The sequence below is a fragment of the Serratia sp. BNK-12 genome (assembly GCF_047456085.1).
Lineage (GTDB): Bacteria > Pseudomonadota > Gammaproteobacteria > Enterobacterales > Enterobacteriaceae > Serratia > Serratia liquefaciens.
In genome coordinates, this window is the sequence record NZ_CP179896.1 from 3,856,092 (window position 1) to 3,881,465 (window position 25,374).

The 25,374-nt window shown below is 55.0% G+C and carries 24 protein-coding genes and 3 tRNA genes; 1 reads left to right on the forward strand and 26 read right to left on the reverse strand.

Annotated elements, in window-relative coordinates; all coding sequences use genetic code 11:
* Positions 1-29 precede the first annotated feature (29 nt).
* The 22 genes from ACMGG1_RS17975 to sdhC all read right to left on the reverse strand — a co-directional run bounded on the left by ACMGG1_RS17975 (position 30) and on the right by sdhC (position 20,020).
* A tRNA-Lys gene (locus ACMGG1_RS17975) sits at positions 30-105 on the reverse strand.
* A 7-nt stretch (positions 106-112) separates the two neighbouring features.
* A tRNA-Val gene (locus tag ACMGG1_RS17980) sits at positions 113-188 on the reverse strand.
* A 32-nt stretch (positions 189-220) separates the two neighbouring features.
* Positions 221-296 (reverse strand) — tRNA-Lys (locus tag ACMGG1_RS17985).
* A 179-nt stretch (positions 297-475) separates the two neighbouring features.
* A complete protein-coding gene (gene cpoB / locus ACMGG1_RS17990; RefSeq protein ID WP_217330920.1) occupies positions 476-1,276 on the reverse strand; it encodes a cell division protein CpoB in 801 nt (266 codons plus the stop codon).
* A gap of 9 nt (positions 1,277-1,285) precedes the next feature.
* On the reverse strand, positions 1,286-1,801 hold the full coding sequence (gene pal, locus ACMGG1_RS17995) for a peptidoglycan-associated lipoprotein Pal (RefSeq protein WP_020825686.1): 516 nt from the start codon (positions 1,799-1,801) through the stop codon (positions 1,286-1,288).
* Between the two features lie 44 nt (positions 1,802-1,845).
* Positions 1,846-3,138: a Tol-Pal system beta propeller repeat protein TolB gene (gene tolB, locus ACMGG1_RS18000; protein WP_020825685.1), complete on the reverse strand. Its 1,293-nt coding sequence runs from the start codon at positions 3,136-3,138 to the stop codon at positions 1,846-1,848.
* A 133-nt stretch (positions 3,139-3,271) separates the two neighbouring features.
* Positions 3,272-4,537: a cell envelope integrity protein TolA gene (gene tolA / locus ACMGG1_RS18005; RefSeq protein WP_262255101.1), complete on the reverse strand. Its 1,266-nt coding sequence runs from the start codon at positions 4,535-4,537 to the stop codon at positions 3,272-3,274.
* A gap of 82 nt (positions 4,538-4,619) precedes the next feature.
* A complete protein-coding gene (tolR, locus tag ACMGG1_RS18010) occupies positions 4,620-5,048 on the reverse strand; it encodes a colicin uptake protein TolR (protein WP_020825683.1) in 429 nt (142 codons plus the stop codon).
* A 12-nt stretch (positions 5,049-5,060) separates the two neighbouring features.
* Positions 5,061-5,744 carry a Tol-Pal system protein TolQ gene (tolQ, locus tag ACMGG1_RS18015; RefSeq protein ID WP_039992358.1) on the reverse strand — a complete coding sequence of 228 codons (684 nt, stop codon included), beginning with the start codon at positions 5,742-5,744 and terminating at the stop codon, positions 5,061-5,063.
* Positions 5,741-6,145, reverse strand: coding sequence for a tol-pal system-associated acyl-CoA thioesterase (gene ybgC / locus ACMGG1_RS18020; RefSeq protein ID WP_020825682.1), 405 nt, complete (start codon positions 6,143-6,145; stop codon positions 5,741-5,743). The genes tolQ and ybgC overlap by 4 nt, the downstream gene beginning before the upstream one ends.
* A 130-nt stretch (positions 6,146-6,275) precedes the next feature.
* Positions 6,276-6,572, reverse strand: coding sequence for a cyd operon protein YbgE (ybgE, locus tag ACMGG1_RS18025; protein WP_400825086.1), 297 nt, complete (start codon positions 6,570-6,572; stop codon positions 6,276-6,278).
* Positions 6,572-6,685, reverse strand: coding sequence for a cytochrome bd-I oxidase subunit CydX (gene cydX / locus ACMGG1_RS18030; protein WP_004949761.1), 114 nt, complete (start codon positions 6,683-6,685; stop codon positions 6,572-6,574). The genes ybgE and cydX overlap by 1 nt, the downstream gene beginning before the upstream one ends.
* A 17-nt stretch (positions 6,686-6,702) precedes the next feature.
* On the reverse strand, positions 6,703-7,842 hold the full coding sequence (cydB, locus tag ACMGG1_RS18035) for a cytochrome d ubiquinol oxidase subunit II (RefSeq protein ID WP_020825680.1): 1,140 nt from the start codon (positions 7,840-7,842) through the stop codon (positions 6,703-6,705).
* 14 nt (positions 7,843-7,856) lie between these two features.
* A complete protein-coding gene (cydA, locus tag ACMGG1_RS18040) occupies positions 7,857-9,425 on the reverse strand; it encodes a cytochrome ubiquinol oxidase subunit I (protein WP_020825679.1) in 1,569 nt (522 codons plus the stop codon).
* 777 nt (positions 9,426-10,202) lie between these two features.
* Positions 10,203-11,075, reverse strand: a complete 873-nt coding sequence (gene sucD, locus ACMGG1_RS18045) for a succinate--CoA ligase subunit alpha (protein WP_020825678.1) — start codon at positions 11,073-11,075, stop codon at positions 10,203-10,205.
* Positions 11,075-12,241, reverse strand: a complete 1,167-nt coding sequence (sucC, locus tag ACMGG1_RS18050) for an ADP-forming succinate--CoA ligase subunit beta (protein WP_020825677.1) — start codon at positions 12,239-12,241, stop codon at positions 11,075-11,077. Before sucC ends, sucD begins: the two co-directional genes overlap by 1 nt.
* A 240-nt stretch (positions 12,242-12,481) precedes the next feature.
* Positions 12,482-13,702: a 2-oxoglutarate dehydrogenase complex dihydrolipoyllysine-residue succinyltransferase gene (gene odhB, locus ACMGG1_RS18055; RefSeq protein WP_020825676.1), complete on the reverse strand. Its 1,221-nt coding sequence runs from the start codon at positions 13,700-13,702 to the stop codon at positions 12,482-12,484.
* An 11-nt stretch (positions 13,703-13,713) separates the two neighbouring features.
* Complete coding sequence (sucA, locus tag ACMGG1_RS18060; protein WP_020825675.1) at positions 13,714-16,527, reverse strand: 2-oxoglutarate dehydrogenase E1 component; 2,814 nt, start codon at positions 16,525-16,527, stop codon at positions 13,714-13,716.
* Positions 16,528-16,788: 261 nt separating this feature from the next.
* Positions 16,789-17,505, reverse strand: coding sequence for a succinate dehydrogenase iron-sulfur subunit (locus ACMGG1_RS18065; protein WP_020825674.1), 717 nt, complete (start codon positions 17,503-17,505; stop codon positions 16,789-16,791).
* 16 nt (positions 17,506-17,521) lie between these two features.
* On the reverse strand, positions 17,522-19,288 hold the full coding sequence (sdhA, locus tag ACMGG1_RS18070) for a succinate dehydrogenase flavoprotein subunit (protein ID WP_020825673.1): 1,767 nt from the start codon (positions 19,286-19,288) through the stop codon (positions 17,522-17,524).
* A 1-nt stretch (position 19,289) separates the two neighbouring features.
* Positions 19,290-19,637 carry a succinate dehydrogenase membrane anchor subunit gene (sdhD, locus tag ACMGG1_RS18075; RefSeq protein ID WP_020825672.1) on the reverse strand — a complete coding sequence of 116 codons (348 nt, stop codon included), beginning with the start codon at positions 19,635-19,637 and terminating at the stop codon, positions 19,290-19,292.
* The gene (gene sdhC / locus ACMGG1_RS18080; protein WP_020825671.1) at positions 19,631-20,020 is read right to left on the reverse strand and encodes a succinate dehydrogenase cytochrome b556 subunit; all 390 of its coding nucleotides are present in this window, start codon (positions 20,018-20,020) and stop codon (positions 19,631-19,633) included. The genes sdhD and sdhC overlap by 7 nt, the downstream gene beginning before the upstream one ends.
* 733 nt (positions 20,021-20,753) lie before the next feature.
* Here sdhC and ACMGG1_RS18085 point away from each other — a divergent pair.
* Positions 20,754-22,046, forward strand: a complete 1,293-nt coding sequence (locus tag ACMGG1_RS18085) for a citrate synthase (protein WP_020825670.1) — start codon at positions 20,754-20,756, stop codon at positions 22,044-22,046.
* Positions 22,047-22,102: 56 nt separating this feature from the next.
* Here the strand turns inward: ACMGG1_RS18085 and nei are convergent, their stop codons facing one another.
* From nei to ACMGG1_RS18105, 4 genes are read right to left on the reverse strand one after another with little or no spacing between them, the layout of a single operon-like run.
* Positions 22,103-22,894, reverse strand: coding sequence for an endonuclease VIII (gene nei, locus ACMGG1_RS18090; RefSeq protein ID WP_046374263.1), 792 nt, complete (start codon positions 22,892-22,894; stop codon positions 22,103-22,105).
* 57 nt (positions 22,895-22,951) lie between these two features.
* A complete protein-coding gene (gene pcp, locus ACMGG1_RS18095; protein ID WP_020825668.1) occupies positions 22,952-23,596 on the reverse strand; it encodes a pyroglutamyl-peptidase I in 645 nt (214 codons plus the stop codon).
* Between the two features lie 9 nt (positions 23,597-23,605).
* Positions 23,606-24,625: a DUF979 domain-containing protein gene (locus ACMGG1_RS18100; protein ID WP_048759462.1), complete on the reverse strand. Its 1,020-nt coding sequence runs from the start codon at positions 24,623-24,625 to the stop codon at positions 23,606-23,608.
* Positions 24,622-25,353 carry a DUF969 domain-containing protein gene (locus ACMGG1_RS18105; protein ID WP_020825666.1) on the reverse strand — a complete coding sequence of 244 codons (732 nt, stop codon included), beginning with the start codon at positions 25,351-25,353 and terminating at the stop codon, positions 24,622-24,624. The genes ACMGG1_RS18100 and ACMGG1_RS18105 overlap by 4 nt, the downstream gene beginning before the upstream one ends.
* Between the last annotated feature and the right edge of the window lie 21 nt (positions 25,354-25,374).

Consider the following 25,374-nt stretch of genomic DNA (forward strand, 5'->3'; position numbering starts at 1 on the left):
GCCTGGATTGAGGAAAAACAATTCTGAAATGGTGGGTCGTGCAGGATTCGAACCTGCGACCAATTGATTAAAAGTCAACTGCTCTACCAACTGAGCTAACGACCCACAGCAGTGGTGGGTGATGACGGGCTCGAACCGCCGACCCCCTCCGTGTAAAGGAGATGCTCTACCAACTGAGCTAATCACCCACTGACGTGGTTACTGCTACTACTTCAGAAATTGGTGGGTCGTGCAGGATTCGAACCTGCGACCAATTGATTAAAAGTCAACTGCTCTACCAACTGAGCTAACGACCCAATTTCCTTGCTGCTTTAACATCTTGCAAGATGTCTTGGCAACGGCGGCATATATTACTAATTTATCTTGGCAGCGCAACCTAAATTTTTGAACAAGGGGTTCAACTGCTTGTTCTTCACGCGAATGAGCCCAGAAAGCGGTCAAATCGACTAACTTCTGGGCTCATTATTTTTTCTGACTAACCGGCTACGCGACTTTTCGCCTGTTTGGCCGCCGCACTGGTTGGGTATTGTTTAATCACCTGCTGGAACACGGCTTTGGCTTTATCGGCCTGCCCTTTCTCCTGCATGATGATACCTACCTTGTACATGGCGTCCGGCGCCTTAGGTGACTTTGAGTAATTCTTCACCACGACCGCATAATAGTAAGCCGCATCGTCTTTCTTACCCTTGTTGTAATACAACTGGCCCAGCCAATAGTTGGCATTAGGCTGGTAAGTAGACTTTGGGTACTGTTTTACGAAGGTCTGAAAAGCAGAAATTGCCTGGTCATACTGTTTTTTTTCCAGCGCTAATGAAACAGCGGCATTGTAGTCGCTGTTTTCATCACCCTTGCTGGCCGGCGCTGCTGCTGTAGCGCCCGCAGACGCACTGTCAGCGCCTTCGGAGGACGCAGCCGCTGCTGCTCCACCCGCGGCACCCGCTGCGGCAGCAGAGCTCTGAGCGCCGCCCTGGCTGATGCTATCCATCTGCTGATAGATTTGCTTTTGGCGTTCAACGACCTGATTCAGTTGATATTGGCTTTCCTGGATTTGCCCGCGGAGCGAGTCAATATCGCGCTGATTGTCAGAGAGTTGTTGCTGGAGTTGGTTTAAAAGCTGGCCTTGAGCATTGCTGATGCGCTCAAGCGAGGTGACACGGTCTTCGACCGAGCCGGAGCCGACATTACTGATTGGCGCTTGGGCAGTAGCGGCCCATGGGACCGCTACGCCAACCAGTAACGACAGACTCAACAAGTGACGTCTGAAGTTACTGTTCATGCGATTCTCTTAGTAAACCAGAACTGCACGACGGTTTTTAGCATAAGCCGCTTCGTCGTGGCCCAGTACTGCTGGTTTTTCTTTACCGTAAGAAACGATAGAGATTTGGTCAGCTGAAACGCCTTTACCTTGCAGGTACATTTTCACGGAGTTAGCACGACGCTCACCCAGGGCAATGTTGTATTCCGGCGTACCGCGCTCATCCGCGTGGCCTTCTACGGTCACTTTGTAAGACGGGTTGTTACGCAGGAATGCAGCGTGCGCGTCCAGCATCTGAGCGAACTCAGAGCTCACGTCATACTTGTCCAGACCGAAGTAAACAATGTTGTTCTTCTGCAGTTCTTGCATCTGCAGACGAGCTTGTTCTTCAGAAGACAGGTTGCTGCTGCCGTTTTCTGTACCAGTGCCAGCGCCAGCGCCCAGACCAGATTGGTCGTTGTTTGCGCTTTTGTTAGAACTACAAGCTGCTACAGCCAGGACTGGCAGTGCCAGCAGAAGCCCTTTCAGCACTTTGTTCAGTTGCATTTCTTTAATCCTTTTATAGTTTGCCATACATATTTACACATGCATCACAGATACGGCGACCAGGCAGGGAATTTGACCTGTCCATCAGTTGCCGGAAGACGCGCTTTAAAACGCCCATCAGTCGATACCAGTTGCAACACGGAGCCCATACCTTGCGTGGAGCTATAGATCACCATGGTGCCGTTTGGCGCAATACTAGGCGTTTCGTCCAGGAAGGTGCCGGTCAAAACTTGAACTGCACCCGATCCGAGATCTTGTTTGGCGATATGCTGAGCACCATTGTTTGAGCTCACCATCACCAGGAATTTACCATCAGAGCTGACTTCAGAATCCTGATTCTGAGAGCCTTCCCATGTCAGACGCTGTGACGCACCGCCACTGGCACTGACTTTATAAATCTGTGGCCGGCCACCCTGATCGGAGGTATACGCCAGAGACTGGCCATCCGGGAACCAGGTCGGTTCGGTATTGTTGCTGCGCCCGTCGGTGATTTGAGTAATCTGGCCAGAGCCCAGATTCATCACGTACAGGTTCAGGCTGCCGCTTTTAGACAGTGCGAAGGCCAGACGGCTGCCGTCCGGTGAGAACGCCGGTGCACCGTTGTGGCGCGGGAACGAGGCGATCTGACGGATAGCACCGTTAGCCAGGGTCTGAACCACCAGCGCAGAGCGGCCGCTTTCAAAGGTCACGTACGCCAGTTTGCTGCCGTCCGGCGACCAGGCCGGGGACATCAGTGGTTCCGGTGAACGGTGTACCACAAACTGGTTGTAGCCGTCGTAATCCGCTACGCGCAGCTCGTACGGGAATTTCCCGCCGTTGGTCTGCACAACGTAAGCGATACGGGTACGGAATGCGCCCTTGATACCGGTCAGCTTTTCAAACACTTCGTCACTGGCGGTGTGAGCAGAATAACGCAACCACTGTTTGGTCACTTTATACTGGTTCTGCGCCAATACGGTGCCTGGAGAACCTGAAGTGTCCACCAGTTGATAAGAGATCAGGTAGCCGCCGTCCGCACCAGGTTGAACCTGACCGACCACGACTGCGTCAATGCCCAATGCAGTCCAGGCCGCCGGCGTCACTTCAGACGCGGTGGTCGGTTGCTGCGGCATGCGCGCTACGTCAATTGGGTTGAATTTGCCGCTGTTGCGCAGGTCTGCGCCGACAATCTTGCCAATATCTTCCGGAGGCGTGCCTGGGCCAGCCCATTTAAACGGCACCACACCAATCGGGCGAGCGGAGTCGACCCCTTGGGTGATTTCAATGCGAACTTCCGCGTGAAGAACGGAGGCCCACAGTATTAAAAAACCTAACGCTACTCGAAATGCCTGCTTCATCTCATCTCCCTTATCCAGGCGGGATGCCTGCGATAAATTAGCAGAATTTTAACAAACCAACGCAAACAAAACTACATAATCCCTGTTGGTTACCTTAGTACATCCCTGCGATATGACTCAGCCAAAACAACCATTATTCTGGTCTAAATGTAAGGGGAGCATTCTTAAACACCTCGTAAACTGCCTGGCTTGGCGGTTTCGGTATTCTTGCCTGCTTAGCGGCGGCTATTGCTGCCTGACACAATGCCGGATCGCCCCCCTCCGATTTAACATCAATCAGCAAACCGTCCGGTGCCAATTTGATCCGCAGGTCACACTTACGCCCTTTATATAAGTCCGCGTCGTAAAACTTGCTTTGAATAGCCGAGGTGATCTGCCCCAGATAGCCGTTAATCTCGGCACCACTGGCCCCCGCGGTCTTGGCATTGCCCTGACCGGCCGGTTTACCGTCACCCTTCGCTTTAGCCCCGCCGCCTTTCGGCGCGTTTTTACCGTCCGCCAGGTCGCCAAACAGATCATTGACGTCCGAAGACTGAGCTGCCGCTGCGGCAGCCGCTTTCTTCTTGGCGTCTGCGGCCTTCTTGGCAGCAGCTTTCTCAGCAGCGGCTTTTTCGGCAGCGGCGGCTTTTTTCTCAGCTTCTGCAGCCGCTTTCTTCTCGGCATCAGCTGCGGCTTTTTTCTCGGCTTCTGCTGCAGCTTTCTTCTCGGCTTCGGCAGCGGCCTTTTTCTCTGCAGCTTCGGCAGCAGCGGCTTTCTTCGCTTCTTCCGCCTGTTTCTTGGCGGCAGCGGCAGCAGCCGCTTCTTTCTTGGCTTCAGACTCCGCTTTCTTCTGCGCGTCGGCCTGTGCTTTAGCGACTTTATCTGCCTCGGCCTTGGCCTTGGCGGCGGCCGCTTCCGCTACTTTCTGTTGTTCTTTGGCTTTCGCCGCGGCGTTCTCGGCCGCTTTTTGCTGTTCAGCAGCCTGCTTTTGTTGCTCCGCCGCCTGTTTTTGCTGCTCTGCGGCCTGCTTCTGCTGTTCAGCCTGTTCTTTCGCGTCCTGCGCCGCTTTTTCCTGCGCAGACAAACGCTCTTTCTCCAGCTCTTTCAGGCGCTGTTGCTCCGCCGCTTGCTTCTGCTGAAGTTCTTCGGCTTGTTGTTCCGCTTTTTTCTGGCGCTGCTTTTCAGCACGCTGCGCGTCGTTACTCTGCTGTTGCTGGCGGTTGTACTGCTCCACCACTGCCCCGGGATCGACCATCACTGCACCGACGACAGAACCTTCGCCACCGCCGCCGGCACTGTTCATGTCGACGTTTTCTTGCAGCGATCCCCAAATCAGCAGGGCAATCAATACAAAGTGCAGAACGACCGAAACAATAACGGCGCGGTTCAGCTTATCGTTTTGCTCAGTTGCCTTTACCAAAATAGATTCCCAAAAACTGGTGTTGCTTATACGGGGTTCCTGAGCCAATGGCACAGGAACCGGGTTGCCACTGACCTTAGGGTCAGATTGGCTGGGTCATTAGTCCCACGGAAGCCACGCCCGCCTGATGGAGAATATTCAATGCCTTGATAATCTCATCGTACGGTACTTCCTTCGCCCCACCGATCAAAAAGACCGTTTTCGGGTTAGCCGCTAAACGCGACTTGGCTTCGGCGGCAACCTGTTCCGGCGGCAGCAGCTCCATGCGGTTGTGATCCACCACCAGGGTGTATTGACCCACGCCTGAAACCTCAAGGATCACCGGCGGGTTATCATCGCTGGACACCGTCTTGGAATCGGTGGCGTCCGGCAGATCAACCTCAACGCTCTGCGTGATAATCGGCGCCGTTGCCATAAAGATCAGCAACAGCACCAGCAACACGTCGAGCAACGGAACGATGTTTATTTCGGACTTCAGCTCGCGCCGATTACGTCCACGAACTCTCGCCATGCTACCTCCTACTTATTTGCTGTCGCTGGAGAAGGCCTGACGATGCAGAATAGCGGTGAACTCTTCCATAAAGTTGTCGTAATTCTGCTCAAGCTTGTTGACGCGCTGGTTGAGGCGGTTATAGGCCATAACGGCCGGAATAGCGGCGAACAAACCGATGGCGGTTGCGATCAGTGCTTCAGCGATACCCGGTGCTACCATTTGCAGCGTGGCCTGCTTCACCGCGCCCAGTGCGATAAAGGCGTGCATAATCCCCCACACGGTGCCGAACAGACCGATATACGGACTGATCGAACCCACGGTGCCGAGGAAAGGAATGTGGTTTTCCAGCGTTTCCAGCTCGCGGTTCATCGAGATACGCATGGCGCGTGACGCCCCTTCGATCACCGATTCCGGCGCATGGTTGTTAGCGCGGTGTAAACGAGCGAACTCTTTGAAACCAGAGTGGAAAATTTGCTCTGAGCCGGTCAGGCTATCGCGGCGCGCCTGGCTTTCCTGGTACAGGCGAGAAAGCTCGATACCGGACCAGAATTTGTCTTCAAAGGCTTCGGCGTCACGCGTGGCCGCATTCAGGATGCGGGTGCGCTGGATGATGATCGCCCAAGAGGCCACTGAGAAGCATATCAAAATCAACATGATAAGCTTAACCAGCAGGCTCGCCTTCAAGAATAAATCTAGGATGTTCATGTCAGTCACTGCTTAAACTCCGCGACAATAGACTTAGGAAGCGCTATCGGCTTCATTTGGTGTGGATCAATGCATGCAATCAACACATCGGCCTGACTCAAGAGAGTCCCGTCAGAATTGACAATGCGTTGGGCAAACGTGAGAGAGGCCCCGCGCATTGAGGTGATTTCACTCTGCACTTCCAGCTGTTCGTCGAGACGAGCCGGAGCCAGGTAATCCACCGTCATGCGCCGAACCACGAAAGCGACATGTTCACTGAGCAGCTGCTGTTGATGAAAGTTGTGATGACGCAGCATCTCGGTGCGCGCTCTTTCAAAAAAGGCGACATAGCGGGCGTGATAGACCACACCACTGGCATCGGTATCCTCGTAGTAAACGCGAACCGGCCATCGAAACAACGTATTACTCACTCTACTTCCCAGCAATGCAATTTAACGGTGCTACTATACGCAAGACAGATCGGGTTGGGAATGGGTTACAAGAGGGGAACGAAAATAATTATGGGCCGGAAGGGCCCATAACTCGGGGTTATAACGGAGATTATAAAGAAACGTAAAGTAATCCTGCGGCGAGGATCACAATTGCCGGAAGTGGCGCGAAAAAAGCGCGCCATAACGTCCGCAGCGGTTTGAAGCCAACGCCGTGAACCACCCCGGCGCAAACTGCCCAAATCAGCAGCAGCCCTTCCCAAATCTCCAGCGAGCTGGTCTTCGCCGCAAAGCGGGTCGGATCCCAAAAAATACAGCCCGCCAAAATCAACGCCAGCACCAGTGAAAGGGCCCGGACAGGGCCCTTGTCAGTCATGGCGTACAGCTTGTCAGTTAATGACGAACTCATCACTTACCGTCTTGCTGTGCTTTTGAATCTTCGTGGTGCTCAAGCGCCAGCGCCGTGATGATACCGAAGGCACAGGCAAGAAGCGTTCCGAGAATCCAGGCAAAATACCACATGGTTTAGCTCCCTATCCTTAATACAGCGAATGCTTGTTGTTCTCGACGAAGTTTTTGTCGAGACGGCCGAACATTTTGTAATACGACCAGCTGGTGTACCCCAGAACGATAGGCACGAAGATCGCCGCGACAACGGTCATCACTTCCAACGTCAACAGACTGGAGGTGGCATCCCACATGGTCAGGCTGATGTTAGGCACGGTGCTTGACGGCATCACGAACGGGAACATGGTCACACCGGCAGTCAGGATCACGCAGGCAATGGTCAGTGACGAAGTCACGAACGCCAGCGCGTCTTTCGACATGCGGGAGAACAGCACCGTAAACAGCGGCAGCACCACACCCAGGGCAGGCAATGCCCACAGCAGCGGATACTTGTTGAAGTTGATCAACCAGGCACCGGCCTGATGAGCCACTTCTTTACGCATCGGGTTAGACTCCGCCATGGTATCCAGCGCCGAGGTAATCACATAACCATCGATGCCTTTCACCAGCCAAATACCACCCAACAGGAAGAACACCGCCATCACCAACGTGGAGATCTGCGCCGCAGCACGTGCACGCAGGTGGATCTCACCGCTAGTACGCATCTGCAGGTAGGTTGCCCCCTGGGTCACCAGCATGGTCAGGCTGACGACACCCGCCAACAGGCCAAACGGATTCAGCAGTTGGAAGAAGTTGCCGGTGTAGAACAGACGCATGTATTCGTCCATGTGGAACGGCACGCCCTGCAGCAGGTTGCCGAACGCCACGCCGAACACCACCGCCGGCACAAAGCTGCCGATGAAGATGCCCCAGTCCCACATGTTGCGCCAGCGGCTGCTTTCCAGCTTCGAGCGGTAGTCAAAACCGACCGGGCGGAAGAACAAGGCGGACAGCACCAGGATCATGGCGACGTAGAAACCGGAGAACGCCGCCGCATAGACCATTGGCCAGGCGGCGAACAACGCACCACCGGCCGTGATCAGCCACACCTGGTTACCGTCCCAGTGCGGCGCGATGGAGTTGATCATCACCCGGCGCTCGGTATCGGTTTTACCGATAATGCGCACCAGGATGCCGACCCCCATGTCGAAACCGTCGGTGACGGCGAAACCGATCAGCAGTACGCCAATCAGGACCCACCAGATAAATCGCAGTACTTCATAATCAAACATACGTGGACTCCTGTTTAGCGCGCTTCCTGCACGGCGGCAGTCGGTTGTTCAAAGTGGTAGCGGCCAGTTTTCAGGCTGCTTGGACCCAGACGTGCAAATTTGAACATCAGGTACATTTCAGCCACCAGGAATAGGGTGTACAAGCCGCAAATCAGCCCCATCGAGAACAGAATGTCGCCCGCAGTCAGTGAAGAATTGGCAACCGCAGTCGGCAGCACCTCACCAATCGCCCAAGGTTGACGACCGTATTCAGCCACAAACCAGCCGGCTTCGATGGCAATCCACGGCAGCGGCAGGCCATACAGCGCCGCACGGTGTAGCCACTTTCTCTGGCCAATGCGGCCACGAAGCACGCTCCAGAACGACAGACCGATAATCAGCAACATCAGCACGCCACAGGCCACCATGATACGGAAGGCGAAGTACAGCGGTGCTACGCGTGGGATAGAGTCTTTGGTCGCCTGCTGGATCTGCGTTTCCGTCGCGTCGGTGACGTTCTGGGTATAACGCTTCAGCAGTAAACCGTAGCCCAAATCCTGCTTGGCTTTATTGAACTCGGCGCGAACCGCCGGATCGGTATTGCCACTGCGCAACTCTTCCAGCAGTTGGTAGGCTTTCATCCCGTTGCGGATACGCACTTCATGCTGCGCCATCAGATCCTTCAGGCCGGTGACCTGAGTATCCGTTGAGCGGGTGGCAATCAGGCCGAGCGCATAAGGAATTTGGATCGCGTAGGAGTTTTCCATTTTATCCTGATTCGGAATACCGAACAGGGTAAAGGAAGCCGGAGCCGGTTGAGTGTCCCATTCGGCTTCGATGGCGGCCAGTTTGGTTTTCTGCACGTCACCCATTTCGTAGCCGGATTCATCACCCAGTACGATTACGGACAGTACGGCAGCCATACCGAAGCTGGCAGCGATTGCGAAGGAACGTTTGGCAAAGGCAGTATCACGGCCTTTCAACAGGTAGTAAGAGCTGATACCCAGTACGAACATCGCACCACAGGTGTAGCCGGCAGCTACGGTGTGAACGAACTTAACCTGCGCAACCGGGTTGAGCACCAGTTCGGAGAAGCTGAGCATCTCCATGCGCATGGTTTCGAAGTTAAAGTCCGAGGCGATAGGGTTCTGCATCCAGCCGTTGGCCACCAGGATCCACAGCGCAGAGAAGTTTGAGCCCAGTGCCACCAGCCAGGTTACGGCCATGTGCTGCACCTTGCCCAGACGATCCCAGCCGAAGAAGAACAGGCCGACCAGCGTCGATTCAAGGAAGAACGCCATCAGACCTTCGATGGCCAGAGGGGCCCCGAAAATATCACCGACGTAGTGTGAGAAATATGACCAGTTGGTCCCGAACTGGAACTCCATGGTCAAACCGGTGGCCACACCCAGAGCAAAGTTAATTGCAAATAACTTGCCCCAGAATTTGGTCATATCTTTATAGATTTGTTTGCCTGACAGTACATATACCGTTTCCATAATTGCCAGCAAAAACGCCATGCCTAGCGTTAATGGGACAAATAAGAAGTGGTACATCGCCGTTAAAGCAAACTGTAAGCGCGACAGTTCGACAATATCAAACATCTTGACTCCTTGCTCCTCGCAGGAAGACTCCGACATGCGGTTATCGATATGACTTCGGGTGAAGCTACCGGTAACGCCCCGCAGTGAATGCCCTTAAACACAACAAAAATTTGATCCAGCTTCTCCGCTTTCAACCATGCATTCGACGCGGGCCGTACTGGCCAGTGCTCTAAACACACCACTGAAAACCGACAACGGGTAACAAATGCAACAAGATCAACCATCCATATTCACCATGGATGATACTCGCCCAATCCCACACAATAAATAGGTTTTTACGTGATATGGGTTAGACTTTTGGTTACAGGTCAAATTTTAGCCCAAAGAGGTACTCAGCCCTAATTTGATCTGGAACAATTTAAGCCTATCTGAATTTTATTTCCAGATTCAGCTCACAATTTCTCATAATTATCTTGTGGTTATGTTACATAATGGTTTCGTAGTCTATCTAGGTACTTTTTGTGTTAAATAGATGTGATATTTAATGGTTATCTGTATTTAAATGAAGTCTCGAGTGTGAATGATGTTAACGCTTATTAACCTACTAATAGGACAAGCTTAGCTTATTTTTTTACTCTGATAATTGTAGGCAATAAAAAGAATAATTATCGATAAAGCAGCGCTTAAATACGTCCACCCGTCCCTCCCCCCTTTAATTGATGCCGCTAACGCTCACCACGGCCACCGCAATGCCCTATTCCCTCTCGCGCAGGCAAAAAAAAACAGGGCCAGACACTTGGTCTGACCCTGCTTGAATACGGACTACCGCAGATTAAATTAGCGGTTCAGAACCGCTTTAACTGCCTCGCCGATGTCAGCCAGGCTGCGCACGGTTTTAACCCCTGCCGCTTCCAGCGCTGCGAACTTCTCGTCCGCAGTGCCTTTGCCGCCGGCAATGATGGCGCCGGCATGGCCCATACGCTTGCCTTTAGGCGCGGTAACACCCGCAATGTAGCCAACTACCGGCTTGGTCACGTGTTCTTTGATGTACGCCGCTGCTTCTTCTTCTGCGCTGCCGCCGATTTCACCGATCATGACGATCGCTTCAGTTTGCGGATCTTCCTGGAACAACTTCAGGATATCGATGAAGTTAGAACCTGGGATCGGGTCACCGCCGATGCCTACACAGGTAGACTGGCCCAGACCGGTATCGGTGGTTTGCTTCACCGCTTCGTAGGTCAGGGTGCCGGAGCGGGAAACGATGCCCACTTTGCCTGGCAGGTGGATGTGGCCTGGCATGATGCCGATTTTGCACTCGCCCGGGGTGATAACGCCTGGGCAGTTCGGGCCAATCATACGCACGCCGGCTTCATCCAGCTTCACCTTGACGGTCAGCATATCCAGCGTCGGGATGCCTTCGGTAATGGTGATGATCAGTTTGATGCCTGCATCGATAGCTTCCAGAATGGAGTCTTTGCAGAATGGTGCCGGTACGTAGATAACGGACGCCGTGGCGCCGGTCGCTTCTACCGCTTCACGCACGGTGTTGAACACCGGCAGGCCCAGGTGCTGAGTGCCGCCTTTGCCCGGCGTCACGCCACCGACCATTTTGGTGCCGTAAGCGATAGCTTGTTCGGAGTGGAAGGTCCCCTGGCTACCGGTGAAACCCTGACAGATAACTTTGGTGTTCTTATCGATTAAAATGGACATTATTTACCCTCCACTGCCGCAACAACTTGCTGAGCCGCATCAGTCAGGCTGGTCGCAGCAATGATATTCAGACCGCTGTCCGCCAGTTTCTTGGCGCCCAGTTCGGCGTTATTCCCTTCCAGACGCACCACCACCGGGACGTTAACGCCCACTTCGGCTACTGCGCCAATGATACCGTCAGCGATCAGGTCGCAACGCACGATACCACCGAAAATGTTAACCAATACCGCTTTCACCTTGTCGTCGGACAGGATGATTTTGAAGGCTTCGGTCACGCGCTCTTTGGTTGCACCACCGCCTACGTCGAGGAAGTTGGCTGGCTCACCGCCGTGCAGCTTAACGATGTCCATGGTCCCCATCGCCAGGCCTGCGCCGTTAACCATGCAGCCGATGTTGCCGTCGAGAGCAACGTAGTTCAGCTCCCACTGTGCCGCACGGGATTCACGCTCGTCTTCCTGAGACAGGTCGCGCATTTCACGCAGCTCAGGTTGACGGAACAGTGCGTTACCGTCAGCGCCCAGTTTACCGTCCAGACAGATCAGATCGCCCTGCTTGGTCACCACCAGCGGGTTAATCTCAACCATCGCCAGGTCGCGCTCCAGGAACAAGGTCGCCAGGCCCATGAAGATCTTGGCGAACTGGCCAACTTGCTTGCCGGTCAGGCCCAGTTTGAAGGCCAGTTCACGGCCCTGGTAAGGCTGTGGGCCTGCCAGTGGGTCGATGGTCATTTTGTGGATCAGTTCCGGCGTTTCTTCCGCAACTTTCTCAATCTCAACGCCACCCTCGGTGGATGCCATGAACACCACACGACGGCTAGCACGGTCTACTACCGCGCCCAGGTACAGTTCTTTATCGATGTCGGTCGCGGCTTCTACCAGGATCTGGTGAACCGGTTGGCCCAGCGCGTCAGTCTGGTAGGTCACCAGACGCTTGCCCAGCCAGGCTTCAGCGAAAGCGCGGATATCTTCTTTGCTGTTTACAACTTTAACGCCGCCAGCTTTACCGCGGCCGCCAGCATGAACCTGACATTTAACCACCCACGGGCCGGAGCCAATTTTGGATGCGGCTTCTTCCGCTTCACGCGGTGTGGTACAGGCGTAACCGGTTGGTGCCGGCATGCCATACCGAGCAAACAGCTGTTTTGCCTGATATTCGTGTAAATTCATGATGTTCTATCCATTCAGTTCTGAAGGTTTTAGCCGAGTCATTTTGGCGGAAAACCGCATGACTTTCGTCGGCCACATAGCACAGAGTGTGGGCGCGGCAATCTCTGTCATCCTTAAAGCTGCATCTTTGTTGGCTGCCTTCTCTCACCCCAGTCACATAGTTGACTATGCTCCTGGGGATTCGCTCCGTTGCCGCCGCGATGCAACTTCAATGATTTAAGATATACGCGCCCATCAGGGTTATACGTCCAGCAGCAGACGAGCCGGATCTTCCAGCATCTCTTTTACCGTCACCAGGTAACCGACGGATTCTTTACCGTCGATCAGGCGGTGATCGTAAGAGAGTGCCAGATACATCATTGGCTGGATCACAACCTGGCCTTTAACCGCCATTGGGCGATCTTTAATGGCGTGCATGCCCAGGATGGCGCTCTGCGGTGGGTTGATGATCGGGGTAGACATCAGTGAACCGAATACGCCGCCGTTAGTAATGGTGAAGTTACCGCCGGTCAGCTCTTCCACAGTCAATTTGCCGTCACGGCCTTTAACTGCCAGCTCTTTGATTTTCTTCTCGATGTCCGCCATGCTCATGGTGTCTACGTCACGCAGTACCGGGGTTACCAGGCCGCGTGGGGTAGATACCGCAATGCTGATATCGAAGTAGTTGTGGTACACCACGTCGGTACCGTCGATGGAAGCGTTCACTTCCGGGAAGCGTTTCAGGGCTTCAACCACCGCCTTGATGTAGAAGGACATGAAGCCCAGACGTACACCGTGACGTTTTTCGAAGGCTTCACCGTACTGCTTGCGCAGGTCCATGATCGGCTGCATGTTGATTTCGTTGAAGGTGGTCAGCATCGCAGTGCTGTTCTTCGCTTCCAACAGGCGCTCGGCCACGCGTTTGCGCAGGCGGGTCATCGGCACGCGTTTTTCGCTGCGGCTGCTCAGAGCAGGCTGCGGTGCGGCTTCAACGGCGGCAGCGGCAGGTTTATCGGCTTTTTTGCCGTTAGCCAGGTGCGCTTCCACGTCTTCACGGGTGATACGGCCACCCACGCCGCTGCCTTTGATGGCGGCAGCATCGAGATCGTGTTCGGCAATCAGACGGCGGATCGCCGGGCTGAGCGCGTCGTTGCTCTCTTCTTCCAGGCTGGCAGTCGCGCGCTGTGCAGGCGTGGCTTCTTTCTCCTGGCTCTTCTCGGCGGTCGGCTTGCCGGAGCTGTCACCCGGGCGGATGCGGCCTAGCAGTTGGCGAGAAAGCACGGTTGCGCCCTCTTCTTCCACGATCGCATCGAGGATCCCGGCTTCACTTGCCGGAACTTCCAGAACCACTTTGTCAGTTTCGATTTCAACCAGAACTTCGTCACGCTGGACGCTGTCACCTGGTTTCTTGTGCCAGGTGGCTACGGTCGCATCCGCAACCGATTCAGGAAGGTCAGGTACCAGAATATCTACGCTACTCATTTAGCTTTCCCTTAATCTTTAACAATATTCAGCGCGTCATTAACCAGAGCCTGCTGCTGCTTCTGGTGTACGGACATGTAACCGACTGCCGGAGAGGCAGAGGCTGGACGTCCTGCGTAACGTAAAGAAGCCCCGAACGGCACCACTTCACGGAAGTTGTGTTGGCTGCAGTACCAGGCGCCCTGGTTCAGCGGCTCTTCCTGACACCAGACGAAATCATGCACGTGAGCATACTTCTCCAGCACCGCCTGAACGGCCTGATGCGGGAACGGGTACAACTGCTCGATACGGATGATAGCCACGTCTTTCTGGTCGTTCTTGCGGCGTTGTTCCAGCAGATCGTAATAGACCTTACCGGAGCACATGACCACGCGTTTGACCGCTTTCGGATCCAACTCGTCGATCTCGCCGATAGCCGGCAGGAAGGTGCCGTTAGCCAGCTCTTCCAGAGACGAGGTTGCCAGCGGGTGACGCAGCAGAGATTTCGGCGACATCACCACCAACGGACGGCGCATACCGCGCAGCGCCTGACGACGCAGCATATGGTAGACCTGTGCCGGAGTGGACGGGATGCACACCTGCATGTTCTGCTCAGCACACAGCTGCAGGTAACGTTCCAGACGCGCAGAAGAGTGCTCTGGACCCTGGCCTTCGTAACCGTGCGGCAGCAGCATCACCAGGCCACACATACGGCCCCATTTCTGCTCGCCGGAGCTGATGAACTGGTCGATCACCACCTGAGCGCCGTTGGCGAAGTCACCGAACTGCGCTTCCCAAATGGTCAGGGTGCGCGGTTCTGCGGTGGCGTAACCATATTCGAACGCCAGTACGGCTTCTTCCGACAGTACGGAGTCCCAAACTTTGAACTCGCCCTGCCCGCTGTGAACATTGGCCAGCGGAACGTAGACCGAACCGTTTTTCTGGTTGTGCACCACTGCATGGCGGTGGAAGAAGGTACCGCGACCGGCGTCTTCGCCGGAAAGGCGAATCGGGATGCCTTCATCGACCATGGTGGCATAGGCCAGCGTTTCCGCCGCGCCCCAGTCGAACGCTTTGTTGCCTGCCGCCATCTCTGCGCGGTCTGCGTAGATTTTCGCTACGCGTGACTGCATTTCGATCGCTTCCGGCACGGTGCTGATGCGACGGGCCAGTTCCTGCAGGCGCTTCATCTCAACCTTGCTTGGGTACTCTTCATCCCATTCGTGGTTAAGGTACGGCGACCAGGTAAAGCTATGCAGGTTCATCGGACGCCACTCTTCAACCACGCAATCCCCGCGGTCGAGTGCATCACGATACAGGTTGACCATTTCCGTGGCATCTTCCAGGCTGGCGACTTTTTGTTCGGTCAGCACGTCAGCATAAAGCTTGCGCGGCGTAGGGTGTTTTTTGATCTTCTGGTACATCACCGGCTGGGTTGCACTTGGCTCATCGGCCTCGTTATGCCCATGGCGACGGTAGCAGACCAGATCGATCATCACGTCACGTTTGAAGGTGTTACGGAAATCCAACGCCAGGCGGGTCACAAAGGCCACCGCTTCCGGATCGTCAGCATTTACGTGGAAGATCGGCGACTGCACCATCTTGGCGATGTCAGTACAATATTCGGTAGAACGCGCATCCAACGGGTTGGAGGTAGTGAAACCAACCTGGTTGTTGATCACGATACGCACCGTGCCGCCCACTTCGTAGCCGCGAGCCTGCGACATGTTCAGGGTTTCCTGAACCACGCCCTGGCCGGTAATGGCGGCGTCACCGTGGATGGTGATTGGCAGTACCATATTGCTACGCGCTTCGTCCAGACGGTCACGACGGGCACGCACTGAACCCATGACCACCGGGCTGACGATCTCCAGGTGCGACGGGTTAAACGCCAGCGCCAGGTGAACCATGCCGCCTTCGGTTTCTACGTCGGAGGAGAAACCCTGGTGATATTTAACGTCACCGGTGCCGAGGTGTTCTTTATGCTTGCCGGCAAACTCGTCGAACAGATCGGCAGGTTTTTTGCCCAGTACGTTGATCAACACGTTCAGACGGCCGCGGTGGGCCATGCCCAATACCACTTCGCGCGTGCCGTTCTTGCCAGCGTGACGCACCATCTCTTTGAGCATCGGTACCAGCGCATCGCCACCTTCCAGCGAGAAGCGTTTCGCCCCTGGGAATTTGGCACCGAGGTAACGCTCCAGACCTTCCGCTGCGGTCAGTTCGTTCAGGAAGCGGCGTTTCTCATCATCGGTAAAGCTGGCGTGCCCCACCACCGATTCAATACGCTGCTGGATCCAGCGTTTCTCTTCAGTGTTGGTAATGTGCATGTATTCCGCACCGATCGAGCCGCAGTAAGTCTGCTTCAGCGCGGCATACAGGTCGCCCAGCTTCATGGTTTCTTTGCCGATAGCGAAAGAACCCACGTTGAAGGTTTCCTGGAAGTCGGCTTCGGTCAGGTTGTGATAGGCGGGTTCAAGGTCAGGAACTTGCTCACGCTGCCACAGACCGAGCGGATCGAGGTTGGCATGCTGATGTCCGCGGAAACGGAAGGCGTTAATCAGCTGCAGTACCTTGACCTGTTTGGCATCGGTGTCTGGGTCGTTGATGGTGGTGTTGTAACGCGCGGAGTCTTTCGCCAGGCGGCGGAAGTAGTCACGCGTTTGAGAGTGAAGCTGATCGGGTTTTACACCCGCGGTTGGTAGCTGTTGAAAAATGGAACGCCAGCTATCTTCAACGGAGCCCGGATCGGTTAAGAAGTCTTCATAGAGCTGTTCTATGTAAGACTGGTTCGCGCCCGCCAGATAGGAGGAATCCAGCCAGGCCTTCATTGCGCCGTTCTGCATCATGATCCCTTAAGCTTTGAAGCTTTAGTTTTCGCCGTGGTTAACATAATTACCGTGATGGATACGGTTTGCCGTAGAAACGGTTCACTCGACGTACTTTTACGGTACGTTCTGCTATGGACCTTGCGGTCCCTTACAAGGAACCTCTAAAAACCGGCGGGCGAACCTGGCTGCATAGTGCCGCAGCCACGGGTCAGTTTTTAGAGGCTCCCTCCTTTGTGATGTGCGCCGGAAACTGCCCGGCGCAGCATCTCATTCCGCTTATGCGCCGCGTTGCAGCAGCATAGACTTGATATGACCGATAGCACGCGTCGGGTTCAAGCCTTTAGGACATACACTGACACAATTCATAATGCTATGGCAGCGGAAAACACTGAAAGCGTCGTCTAGATCGTCTAAACGTTCTTCGGTTTCCGTGTCGCGGCTGTCAATCAGGAAGCGGTATGCCGCCAGCAGGCCAGCCGGGCCAATGAATTTGTCCGGGTTCCACCAGAATGACGGGCAAGAGGTCGAACAACAAGCACATAAAATGCACTCATAAAGTCCGTCCAGCTTGGCGCGCTGCTCTGGCGATTGCAGGTGTTCACGCGCCGGCGGGTTCTTGCCGTCGTTCTGCAGGTAGGGTTTGATCTTTTCATACTGGGTGTAGAACTGACCCATATCCACCACCAGATCGCGCACTACCGGCAAGCCAGGCAGCGGGCGGATCACAATCTTGTTGTTGCCTTTACGCAGCGACGAGATCGGGGTGATGCACGCCAGGCCGTTTTTACCGTTCATGTTGATCCCGTCGGAACCACACACGCCTTCGCGGCAGGAACGACGGAACGACAGGCTAGGATCTTTTTCTTTCAGCAGGATCAAGGCATCCAGCAACATCATGTCGCGACCTTCTTCTGCTTCCAGGCTGTAATCCTGCATGTGCGGAGCGTCATCAACATCCGGATTGTAGCGATAAATTGAAAATTCGAGTTTCATCAATCGATCTCCGCAATTAGTAAGAACGCACTTTCGGCGGGAATGCCGGGCGCAGCTTCGGTTGCATGTTCACTTCACGACGCGTCATGCTTTCCGATTGCGGCTGATACAGCGAGTGGCACAGCCAGTTGGCGTCATCACGTTCCGGGAAGTCGAAGCGGCTGTGTGCGCCACGGCTTTCGGTACGGAAGTTGGCCGACACGGCGGTGGAAAACGCGGTCTCCATCAGGTTATCCAACTCCAGGCATTCGATGCGCTGGGTGTTGAACTCGCTGGAGGTATCGTCCAGACGTGCGTTCTTCAGACGTTCACGGATCACTTTCAGCTCTTCCAGGCCTTTCGCCATCGCATCGCCTTCGCGGAATACCGAGAAGTTGTGCTGCATGCAGGCTTGAAGCGCCTTACGGATTTCGACCGGATCTTCACCGGAACGGGTGTTGTTCCAGCGGTTCAGACGATCCAGCGACGCCTCTACATCAGAATCGCTGGCATCACGGCTTTCGCCCTGCTCCGCCAGAGACTCATGCAAATGCATGCCGGCGGCACGACCGAACACCACCAGGTCCAGCAACGAGTTGCCGCCCAGACGGTTGGCACCGTGCACTGAAACGCAGGCAATTTCGCCCACGGCGAACAGACCCGGGATCACCACGTCTTCGCCTTTTTCGTTCACGGTCAACGCCTGGCCGGTCACTTTGGTCGGAATACCGCCCATCATGTAGTGGCAGGTTGGGATAACCGGAATCGGCTCTTTCACCGGGTCGACGTGCGCGAAGGTGCGCGACAGTTCCAGAATGCCCGGCAGACGGGATTCCAGCACTTCTTTGCCCAGGTGATCCAGCTTCAGCTTGACGTGTGGGCCCCATGGACCGTCACAGCCGCGGCCTTCGCGGATTTCAATCATGATAGAACGGGCTACGACGTCACGGCCCGCCAGGTCTTTGGCGTTCGGCGCATAGCGCTCCATGAAACGCTCGCCGTGTTTGTTCAGCAGATAACCGCCTTCACCACGGCAACCTTCGGTCACCAAGACCCCGGCGCCGGCGATGCCGGTCGGGTGGAACTGCCACATTTCCATGTCCTGCACCGGCACGCCGGCGCGCAGCGCCATGCCGACACCGTCGCCGGTGTTGATATGGGCGTTGGTGGTGGACTGGTAAATACGGCCCGCACCGCCGGTCGCCAGCACGGTGGCCTTGGCTTTGAAGTAAACCACTTCACCGGTTTCGATGCAGATAGCCGTGGTGCCAACCACTGCGCCATCCTGGTTTTTCACCAGATCCAGCGCATACCACTCGGAGAAGATAGTAGTGTGGTTTTTCAAATTCTGTTGGTACAGAGTGTGCAGCAACGCGTGACCGGTACGGTCAGCCGCCGCAGCGGTGCGTGCCGCCTGTGCGCCACCGAAGTTCAGTGACTGGCCGCCGAACGGACGCTGATAAATGCGGCCTTCGTCCGTACGGGAGAACGGCAGGCCCATATGTTCCAGCTCCAGAACCGCTTCCGGGCCGGTTTTACACATATATTCAATGGCGTCCTGGTCACCGATATAATCGGAACCTTTCACCGTGTCATACATATGCCATTCCCAGTTATCATCGTGGTTGTTGCCCAGCGCGACGGTGATGCCGCCCTGCGCAGACACGGTATGGGAACGGGTCGGGAATACTTTGGACAGCAGGGCACAGCTGGAGCCTGCTTGAGAAATTTGCAGTGCCGCGCGCATACCTGCGCCGCCTGCACCGATAACTACAGCATCAAATTCTCTGATCGGCAGTTTCATCTTATGCACCCCACACTACGATTGTTCCGTACAGTAAATAGACCAGCAACACGACAACAATCGCCAGTTGCAACACCAGGCGTACCGCCAAAGGTTTGACGTAATCCGTCAATACCTGCCACAAACCGACCCAGGCGTGAACCAGAATCGACAGCAGCGTCAGCAGAGTGAACACTTTCGTAATAGAGGTGGCGAAGAAGCCGCGCCAGATTTCGTAGGTGAGATCCGGAGCCGTAACGAAGAAGCCCAGGATATACAGAACATACAGGGTGATGACGATAGCGGAAGCACGCAGTAACAACCAGTCGTGTACGCCGTTGCGTCCTAATGCAGAAACATTGTTTACCATACGAGGACTCCAGCCAGAACTGACAGCACGACGGTCAGACCGATCGCCACCTGGGCAGAACGGGTACCGGCAGCTAAACTCTCTTCGATATAGCCAAAATCCATTAACAAGTGGCGAATACCACCGCAAATGTGATAGGCCAGCGCCGTGAGGATGCCCCAGAATATGAATTTGACAACGAAGCTATTCATGATGGCGGCAGCCTGCATGAACCCCTCTTGGGAAGAGAGAGACAGGCCCAGCAGCCAGAGGAGGATACCCACGGCAACGAAGGTAATTACGCCAGAGACTCGGTGTAAGATGGACGCTATCGCAGTTACGGGAAACCGGATCGTTTGCAGATCCAGGTTGACAGGTCTTTGTTTTTTCACGTTTTTGCCCACACAGCTCTTATTATTTTCCTTCCTCCGGCCTGGGCGGGGATCAGACAGCGTTAAGAGCCAAAACCCTCACACGTCACGCGCTCAAACAACAACATCCTCTGTGCTTAAACGGCGCGTAGTTATAACGCTGGGTGCTCCTACTTCAGGGTATCCCGGAGACCTGGCGGCAGTATAGGAGGATCACATTCTGATTACAATTCCCATACAATCCCTTTGGTAACATTTCCCCCGAACAGTGATTTAGATCACGAATTTCACAATTGGCACAAAATTAATTATCTGATTTGACAAGAGATCAACAATTCCATTACATATAGGGGCACAAACGGTCCTATGATGCGCTATAGGTCAGCAGATACACTTCCCCCTGTGTTCAAGATATGCAACAGTGTATTTGGCAGAACCTATCCCAATGGCGGTTTTTGCCGGACATGTTTGCAGCAGTTCGCCGCAGATTAAACAAAATAAGGCATATAAAACAGTTTATTGGGATAGGTTCAACAACCCCCGAACACGTCGTAGGTAAGATTAACAGAATATAACGAATTCCGATGAATCGTTAACAACTGGTCACCCGCCTCGTTCGCCTGGTTAGCACTCTGTACCCTACCCGCGCATTTGCGCAGTCGCTCACAGAGTTAGCGTCCGCACCATTTTTTGCGGGCAACCTGAGGAGAATTAAGGTATTTCAGTTGTTAGAGGTTTTTAAAATAAGGCGCTAAGGAGACAGTAAATGACTGATAAGAAAGCGACGCTAACCATTAATGATGGTGAAGCTCCAATCGAACTGGGCGTATTATCCCCGACACTGGGCCCCGATGTCCTCGATGTCCGCGCCCTGGGCTCCAAAGGTTATTTCACGTTTGATCCCGGCTTTACCTCTACCGCTTCCTGCGAATCAAAAATCACCTTTATCGACGGTGACAAAGGCGTGCTGCTGCACCGCGGTTTCCCGATTGAACAGCTGGCGAAAGAGTCTTCTTACCTGGAAGTGTGCTACATCCTGCTGTACGGCGAGACCCCAACCGCAGAAGAGTTCGAAACCTTTAAAACGACCGTAACCCGCCACACCATGATCCACGACCAGATCACCCATCTGTTCCGTGGTTTCCGCCGCGACTCGCACCCAATGGCAGTACTGTGCGGCGTGACCGGTGCCCTGGCGGCGTTCTACCACGATGCGCTGGACGTCAACAACGAGCGTCACCGCGAGATCACCGCGTTCCGCCTGCTGTCCAAAATGCCTACCGTGGCGGCCATGTGTTATAAATATTCCCTGGGCCAGCCGTTCGTTTACCCACGTAACGACCTGTCCTACGCCGGTAACTTCCTGCACATGATGTTCGCAACCCCGTGTGAAGAATACGTGGTGAACCCTGTGCTGGAACGCGCAATGGATCGCATCCTGATCCTGCACGCAGACCACGAGCAGAACGCTTCCACCTCTACCGTACGTACCGCAGGTTCTTCAGGCGCTAACCCGTTTGCCTGTATCGCGGCCGGTATCGCCTCCCTGTGGGGGCCGGCACACGGCGGCGCCAACGAAGCCGCGCTGAAAATGCTGGAAGAGATCAAAACCGTTGAGCACATCCCTGAGTTTATCAAGCGCGCCAAGGACAAGAACGACTCCTTCCGCCTTATGGGCTTTGGCCACCGCGTGTACAAGAACTACGACCCACGCGCCACCGTGATGCGCGAAACCTGTCACGAAGTGCTGAAAGAACTGAACAAGAAGGACGACAACCTGCTGGAAGTGGCGATGGAGCTGGAACACATCGCGCTGAACGACCCGTACTTCATCGAGAAGAAGCTGTACCCGAACGTCGACTTCTACTCAGGTATCATTCTGAAGGCAATGGGTATTCCTTCATCCATGTTCACCGTAATCTTCGCCATCGCCCGTACCATCGGCTGGATTGCACACTGGAACGAAATGCACGACGAAGGCATCAAGATTGCCCGTCCGCGCCAGCTGTACACCGGCTATGCCGAACGCGATTTCAAATCCCAGGTGAAAAACAAATAACGCCGCTTTATCCTACATAAAGCAGCACAAGCCGCCCGATGGGCGGCTTTTTTTTGCTATTTCTGACAACCTGGACACCAATAAAACGGCCGCGACGACAACGAGGTACGGACGATCATCGCGCCGCAACGTTCACAGGGTTCTCCGCTGCGGTGAAACACCTTGAAACTGAATAACGCGCCGTGATGACGGTTCTCATCCACCTGCCCGCGAGTCTGGTAAGACAGCCTCGGTACCGCCAGCAGGGCCTTTGCCAGCCGTTGCAAAGCCTCCGGTGACAGATCCTGCGGCTTATGCTGCGGTGCCAGTTCGGCCTGCCAGAGAATTTCGGCGCGCAGGTAATTGCCCAGCCCGGCGAGAAACGCCTGATCGAGCAACATGCCACCCAGTTGCCTGCGACGAAACTTCGGCGACAACAGTCGCTGTTCTACCGCGGTTTCCGTCAGCGTCATATCCAGCACGTCGGGGCCGATCCGTTGCAAAAACGGATGCTGTTCAATTTCTTCGCGCGGCCCCAGGGTAATATCTGACGCGCTGTACAACAGAATTGCCCGCTCCGCCGTTTCCAGCCGTACGCGCAGATCCCGTTTGGTTTCCGGCGTTTCCCCCGCGTTCACCACTTTCCACACGCCATACAATTGGTTATGGCTATAAAGCGTCAGCCCATTGGAAAAGTGGGTCAGTAACGCCTTGCCGCGCGGTTCGATAGCAATGATCCGCTCACCGATTAACCGGTCGCGATAGTGTTTAAGCTGGGGAAAGGCAAAACCGACGTCGGTCAGCGGCTGGTCGATCACCGCCGCCGCCAATGCATCTGCCGCCCGGCGAATCTCCGGTCCTTCCGGCATAGAATCACTCCTGAGTAGCCCCCGACGCGACAAACCGCGCCGGGGTAAAAACGGCGATTAATGCGTCGCGCCGCCGACGACTTTCAAATCGTGTTCAACCTGCAGCGCAATGGAAACGGCCAATTCCAGCGCAAACAGGACCGTGGTTGCCGCCATGCTGGGGGCGCCAGGATGTGCAGCAGCCTGCTCCGGCAGATAAGGAATATGAATGAACCCGCCCTTGATCGCCTGCTGCTTGCTCAAACGGTGCAACAAGCCGTACATCACATGGTTGCAAACGTAGGTGCCGGCCGTTTGCGATACCGAAGCAGGGATGCCCGCTTCACGCATCGCCTCGACCATAGCCTTGACGGGCAAAGTGCTGAAATAGGCCGCAGGCCCCTTTTCAACGATAGGCTCGTCTATCGGCTGCTGCCCCTGATTATCCGGAATACGCGCATCGTCGATATTGATTGCCACGCGTTCCAGCGTAATGTCAGTCCGTCCACCGGCCTGGCCGATAGCTAACACCATCACTGGCTGCACGTCATCAATCGCCTCATTGAGCGCTTCCAGCGCCGCGCCGAATACGCAGGGCAGCTGGCGCGCAATAATACGCGCGCCGGAAAGCTCCATATCATTGAGTTGCTTTACCACTTCCCACGAAGGATTAACGCGCTCGCCGCCAAAGGGCTCAAAGCCCGTGATCAATACCTTTTGCATGCGTTCTCCTTAAAGGAACATCAGGAAATAAAGCAGGAACACGTTCACCAGCAGCAGCAGCACCCCGGTCGGTACCTGCGCCTTGATCACCGCATTCTTGTCCGGCAATTCCAGCAACGCCGCCGGTACAATATTAAAGTTAGCAGCCATTGGCGTCATCAGCGTGCCGCAATAGCCGGAAAACATGCCGATGGCCGCCATCACCGCCGGGTTACCACCGTGTTGCAGCACCAGGATCGGAATACCGATACCGGCGGTGACGATAGGAAAAGCGGCAAAGGCGTTACCCATCACCATAGTCAACAGCGCCATACCGATGGCATAAACCGCCACCGCGATAAAGCGGTTATCCACCGCCAGATACTCTTGAGTCAGATGAGAGATGGCGGTACCGACGCCTGCGGTGGTAAACAGCAGGCCCAGCGTGGCGAGGATTTGCGGCAAAATAAACGCCCAACCGATGGAGTCCAGCAGGCGGCGCGCTTCCTGAATCGGCTGCAGCGCTTTCTCATGGGTCATTTTCACCGCAATGACCAACCCCAGCAAACAACCGACGGTCATCGAGAACAGAGTAATCAAGGTTGCGTGGTTACCGCTGCCGAATACCGCCGTTTGCAATGCCGGAATATTGTTGAACAGCAGCACGCCAACCACCGTCACCACCGGGATGGCCAGTGCCGGAATAAACAGCCGGTTACCCAGACGTTTCGCGCTCTCTTCGCGCTGCTGTGGGGTACGTTGATGATAGCTACCCAGACGCACACCGCCAAAGCCGGCGATCAACGCCATCACCACGACCACCACGCCGACGATAATATGCAGCATGCGTTTTTCGTTGCTGCCCTCCCCCAGCACGTCGCCCAACAGGCTATAGGTCCAGTCGCCAACCAGGAACACAACACCGTACAACGCCCAGAACAAACCGGTGGTAATACGCCGCGGGTTGGCGCGATCGCGGAACGACATCACGGCGACAATCAGCAGTACCACGCCGGCCAACCAATAGAGATATTGTTGTTGGAAAGTCATTGGGCATCTCCTTTGGCCTGCAGTGCCGCCTGATTAAGCTGCGACAATTCAGCGCTGAGCTGCTTATCCATCCGGTAAAGTCGAAACGCATGGATCAGGAAGGCGAAGATAGCGGTGGGAATTCCCCACAAGGCGATATGCAGCGGCTCGGTCTGGATACCGCCGGATTCCAGCATAAAGTTGTGCATGAAGATGATCGCGCCGAAGGCCACAAAAATGTCTTCGCCAAAGAATAACCCGACGTTATCCGTCGCGGCAGACATGGCACGCAGGCGGTGACGCGTACGCTCCGGCAGCTCACCGTAACGGTTTTCCGCAGCCCCTTCCGCCATGGGTGCTAACAGCGGACGCACCATTTGCGGGTGCCCGCCCAGGCTGGTCAGCCCCATGGCGGCAGTAATTTCACGCACAAACAGATAGACGATCAACAAACGTCCAGCGGTGGCGCTTTTGATTTTGGCGATCCATGCCTGTGCACGCTCTTTCAAACCGTGGCGTTCCAGCAAACCGATCACCGCCAACGGCAGCAGCAGGATCAGCGGCAGGTTACGGGTATTCAAGAAGCCCTCACCGAGTTTTTCCAGGATCACATCCAGCGGCATCAATGCCGCCAGTCCGGTGATAATGCCGGCGACAATCACCACCAGCACGGGGTTAAAGCGTAAAACAAACCCGACCACGATGGCGGCAATGCCAATCAGTGGCCATAAGTTAACAACCTGTTCCATAGCGCCTTCCTTTTCCCCTCG

What these genes read in the sequence shown, in the direction of transcription:
- cpoB (WP_217330920.1), bottom strand. Translation starts at nt 1,276, where the DNA reads ATGAACAGTAACTTCAGACGTCACTTGTTGAGTCTGTCGTTACTGGTT.
- pal (WP_020825686.1), bottom strand. Translation starts at nt 1,801, where the DNA reads ATGCAACTGAACAAAGTGCTGAAAGGGCTTCTGCTGGCACTGCCAGTC.
- tolB (WP_020825685.1), bottom strand. Translation starts at nt 3,138, where the DNA reads ATGAAGCAGGCATTTCGAGTAGCGTTAGGTTTTTTAATACTGTGGGCC.
- tolR (WP_020825683.1), bottom strand. Translation starts at nt 5,048, where the DNA reads ATGGCGAGAGTTCGTGGACGTAATCGGCGCGAGCTGAAGTCCGAAATA.
- ybgE (WP_400825086.1), bottom strand. Translation starts at nt 6,572, where the DNA reads ATGAGTTCGTCATTAACTGACAAGCTGTACGCCATGACTGACAAGGGC.
- cydX (WP_004949761.1), bottom strand. Translation starts at nt 6,685, where the DNA reads ATGTGGTATTTTGCCTGGATTCTCGGAACGCTTCTTGCCTGTGCCTTC.
- cydB (WP_020825680.1), bottom strand. Translation starts at nt 7,842, where the DNA reads ATGTTTGATTATGAAGTACTGCGATTTATCTGGTGGGTCCTGATTGGC.
- cydA (WP_020825679.1), bottom strand. Translation starts at nt 9,425, where the DNA reads ATGTTTGATATTGTCGAACTGTCGCGCTTACAGTTTGCTTTAACGGCG.
- sucD (WP_020825678.1), bottom strand. Translation starts at nt 11,075, where the DNA reads ATGTCCATTTTAATCGATAAGAACACCAAAGTTATCTGTCAGGGTTTC.
- sucC (WP_020825677.1), bottom strand. Translation starts at nt 12,241, where the DNA reads ATGAATTTACACGAATATCAGGCAAAACAGCTGTTTGCTCGGTATGGC.
- odhB (WP_020825676.1), bottom strand. Translation starts at nt 13,702, where the DNA reads ATGAGTAGCGTAGATATTCTGGTACCTGACCTTCCTGAATCGGTTGCG.
- sucA (WP_020825675.1), bottom strand. Translation starts at nt 16,527, where the DNA reads ATGCAGAACGGCGCAATGAAGGCCTGGCTGGATTCCTCCTATCTGGCG.
- ACMGG1_RS18065 (WP_020825674.1), bottom strand. Translation starts at nt 17,505, where the DNA reads ATGAAACTCGAATTTTCAATTTATCGCTACAATCCGGATGTTGATGAC.
- sdhA (WP_020825673.1), bottom strand. Translation starts at nt 19,288, where the DNA reads ATGAAACTGCCGATCAGAGAATTTGATGCTGTAGTTATCGGTGCAGGC.
- sdhD (WP_020825672.1), bottom strand. Translation starts at nt 19,637, where the DNA reads ATGGTAAACAATGTTTCTGCATTAGGACGCAACGGCGTACACGACTGG.
- ACMGG1_RS18085 (WP_020825670.1), top strand. Translation starts at nt 20,754, where the DNA reads ATGACTGATAAGAAAGCGACGCTAACCATTAATGATGGTGAAGCTCCA.
- nei (WP_046374263.1), bottom strand. Translation starts at nt 22,894, where the DNA reads ATGCCGGAAGGACCGGAGATTCGCCGGGCGGCAGATGCATTGGCGGCG.
- pcp (WP_020825668.1), bottom strand. Translation starts at nt 23,596, where the DNA reads ATGCAAAAGGTATTGATCACGGGCTTTGAGCCCTTTGGCGGCGAGCGC.
- ACMGG1_RS18100 (WP_048759462.1), bottom strand. Translation starts at nt 24,625, where the DNA reads ATGACTTTCCAACAACAATATCTCTATTGGTTGGCCGGCGTGGTACTG.
- ACMGG1_RS18105 (WP_020825666.1), bottom strand. Translation starts at nt 25,353, where the DNA reads ATGGAACAGGTTGTTAACTTATGGCCACTGATTGGCATTGCCGCCATC.